The sequence below is a fragment of the Kitasatospora sp. NPDC001527 genome, from assembly GCF_040298605.1.
Taxonomy (GTDB): domain Bacteria; phylum Actinomycetota; class Actinomycetes; order Streptomycetales; family Streptomycetaceae; genus Kitasatospora.
Genome location: NZ_JBEPAM010000119.1, coordinates 1 through 2,783, shown reverse-complemented (window position 1 = coordinate 2,783; position 2,783 = coordinate 1). Strand labels below are relative to the sequence as shown.

Genomic DNA, 2,783 nt, shown 5'->3' with positions numbered 1-2,783 from the left:
ACGGCGCGCCGCGCGCTGCCGTGCGAGGACTGCGGCACCGGGCACGCGGGCGGGCCGTGCGCTCCAGGCGAGTGCGTGGACCTGGCCCTCGCCGCCTGCGCCGATCTCGCCGACCACCGCGACGTCAACGCGACCGCCCGCCGCACCGAGGCCGATCTGCGCGCGGAGATGGCCGCCGCACGCCCCGCCGGCGCCGACCGCGAGGACGCCCTCGGATCCGACCTGCAGGCCGCCCGGGACGCCGTCGACACCTACCGCGCCGACGCGCTCGCGCGGCTGGCCCGTACGCCGCTGGCCGACACCCGAAGCCGACCTCGCCCACGACACCGCGCTGGCGGCCGCCGAGCAGGCCCGCGCCGCCCCCGCCCGGTACCTGCTCCTCGAGCGCCTGGAGACCGTACGCGCGCTGCGCGAGCGCGCCAGCCAGCTCCGCTCGACCGCCGCCGCCCCGGTCCGCGAGACGGTGAACGCCCGATGACTCCGACCCCGACCACCGGTGCCGATCTCGCCCGCACCGCACCGCGCTGCGCGCCGCCCGCGCGGCCCGGCCGTCCATCACCGTGCGCCGTGGCCCGCGCGAGCCGGAGCTCCTCGCGGAGGTGTTCCTCGCCCTGGTCGTCGCCCACGGCTGGACCCTCGGCGCCGCCGGCGGAGGCCTGCGCGACCCGAGCCGCTTCGGGCTGTGGATCCGACAGGCCGTCGCGCTCTGTGACAGGAGGGCCGCTCGGGCATGCGCCGAGCGGCCCTCCTGTCGAACCGCCCCGGGCGGATCACTGCTTGAGGCGGCCCTTCAGCTTGGATATCTCCGGATTCTCCGACAGTCCTGGATACTTCCGAGGGAGCTCTTTCAGAACCAGCTCGAGGAATCCCCTGGCAGCACTGGAAAATTCTTCATAGGAAACGACCCCGGAGCCCATTCGCTCAAGCCTGATCCTTACATCGTCTCCCTTGCGGTCGAACCGATAATAACCGGCACCTTCGGCCGCAGAATACAGGTGACTCTTCTTCTTTGCCAGTTCCAAGGACGCACTGAAGAGACCAATTGCCATATCGAGCACGGGGCCCGGCCCGCTGAAATCTGCATCGCCGACCCTAAATTCAATGTCGCCCCAAAAGGCTTCATAGGTCAGGTCGTAGAGGTCTGCGTTGCGGAAGTCCAAGCCCTTGCCCCTGCCTCCGTAGCCAAAACCCTTGATGCTTTCGGTCGAAAAGTCCAGAAAAATCATCGGTAACCCCACCAGATAGGTTTCAGGGGCCCCGCGCAACGGGGCCCCTGAAACCTATCGCCGCAGTTTTAGAAAGGGTAGGCAGTTCGAGCCGTGCGCTTCCCCTTGACGGCCTTCACTGCGACCTTGATCTTGGCGAGGGGCTTTCCGCGGGAATCCCTGCCGATAACGTTCGGGCTAAAGGTGCTCCCGGAAGCAGGGCCTGGCGTCTCGCGTCATGCTAGCGCTCATTGATTACCTTGGTCGGGCATGAGAGAAGTTCGTGCTCGAGTTGCGATGTAAGGCGGTCCGTTAGGCGGACGATGAGCCATGACCATGGCCATGGGCGATCAAGGTTCAGTTCCCGGACGCGGCGGGGACGGCGCTGGTCGTCTGGCTGCGCTGGGCCGGGCCGGCCCCCAAAGCCGTCCCGGCCGGACCGCCGACAGCGCGAACGCCACCGTGCGGCCCTCGCCGTCGCCCGCGGCCACGCCGTCCCGCTGCGCACGGCCCGCCAGCCGGTGACCCTCAGCGGCGCTGCGTGACACCCCGATCATGACCGGCCTGCCGGGGCCGGTCCGCCGGACGAATCCGTGAGCCGGTACCGCCCGCCGTTCCCGCCGGGGACAATGAGGGCAGGTGCCGGGTGAAAGGAAGGGACCTGTGAGCGTTGCAGTCACCGAGCACAGCGGGCCGTGGACCGTCGAGGACGTCCTGGCCCTGCCCGAAGACCCCCGCAACCGGATCGAGCTCGTCGGGGGAGCACTGCTGATGAGCCCGAGCCCCGGCGTCCCGCACCAGCGCGCCAGCCTCCGCTTCGCCATGCTCCTGAGCCCCGCCATCGACACGGCGGGCGCGCCGTTCGAGGTGCTGGAGGCGGTCAACGTGGTCGTTCCCGACGGCCTGCTGATCCCGGACCTGGTCGTCGCCGACGCGGCGGCCGCCGCCGAGGCCGGCACCACCCTCAGCGCCGACGACGTCGTCGTGGCCGTCGAGATCGCCTCGCCCTCCACCCGGGTCACCGACAAGAAGATGAAGCCGTCCCTGTACGCCGCGGCCGGCATCCCCCACTACTGGCGCCTCGAACTCGACCCCGCCCCACGCCTCTACCTCGGCCACCTCGAACGCGGCCTCTACATCGACCGCCTCGTCCAGGTCGGCGAGACCACCGCGCTCACCGACCCGTTCCCCCTCGACCTCGACCCCGCGCGGCTACGTCGCTAGCCCCCGCGCGGCACCGCGGATGGCCGGACACCTTCGTCAAGGCGTTCGGCCATCCCGGTTCGGGCGGCCGTGCCCTGTTCCGCTACACACCACCCGCCAAACGCGGCCGGCCCCCGTCTGCGGTGCCGCGTGAGGCTGCCGGACATGTGTTCCGGAGCGAGTAGCCTCGCAGCAGACGAGAGAGGGAGCGTTGCCATGAGTCAGCCCGTGCACGACGGAGTCGAGCTGATCCCCCGGCCCGAGCAGAGTCCGGCCGCGTTGAAGGCCGCGCTGGCCGTCGTCGCCGCGGACCGTCTCCCCGAGATGATCGACGGGCAGACGAAGGCGATGGCCGAGGCCATCGCCACGGGCAGC

At 70.4% G+C, this 2,783-nt stretch carries 2 protein-coding genes and 1 pseudogene; 1 reads left to right on the top strand and 2 read right to left on the bottom strand.

What is annotated here, in order from left to right:
• Window positions 1–327, bottom strand: a pseudogene (locus ABT238_RS38675) (hypothetical protein); the annotation flags it as partial.
• Window positions 328–770: 443 nt separating this feature from the next.
• On the bottom strand, window positions 771–1,226 hold the full coding sequence (locus ABT238_RS38670; RefSeq protein ID WP_350807378.1) for a hypothetical protein: 456 nt from the start codon (window positions 1,224–1,226) through the stop codon (window positions 771–773).
• A 642-nt stretch (window positions 1,227–1,868) separates the two neighbouring features.
• Between ABT238_RS38670 and ABT238_RS38665 the strand changes: the two genes are divergently transcribed.
• Window positions 1,869–2,429 (top strand): Uma2 family endonuclease, encoded by a 561-nt coding sequence (locus tag ABT238_RS38665; RefSeq protein WP_350807375.1) that lies wholly within the window; start codon window positions 1,869–1,871, stop codon window positions 2,427–2,429.
• Window positions 2,430–2,783: the final 354 nt, after the last annotated feature.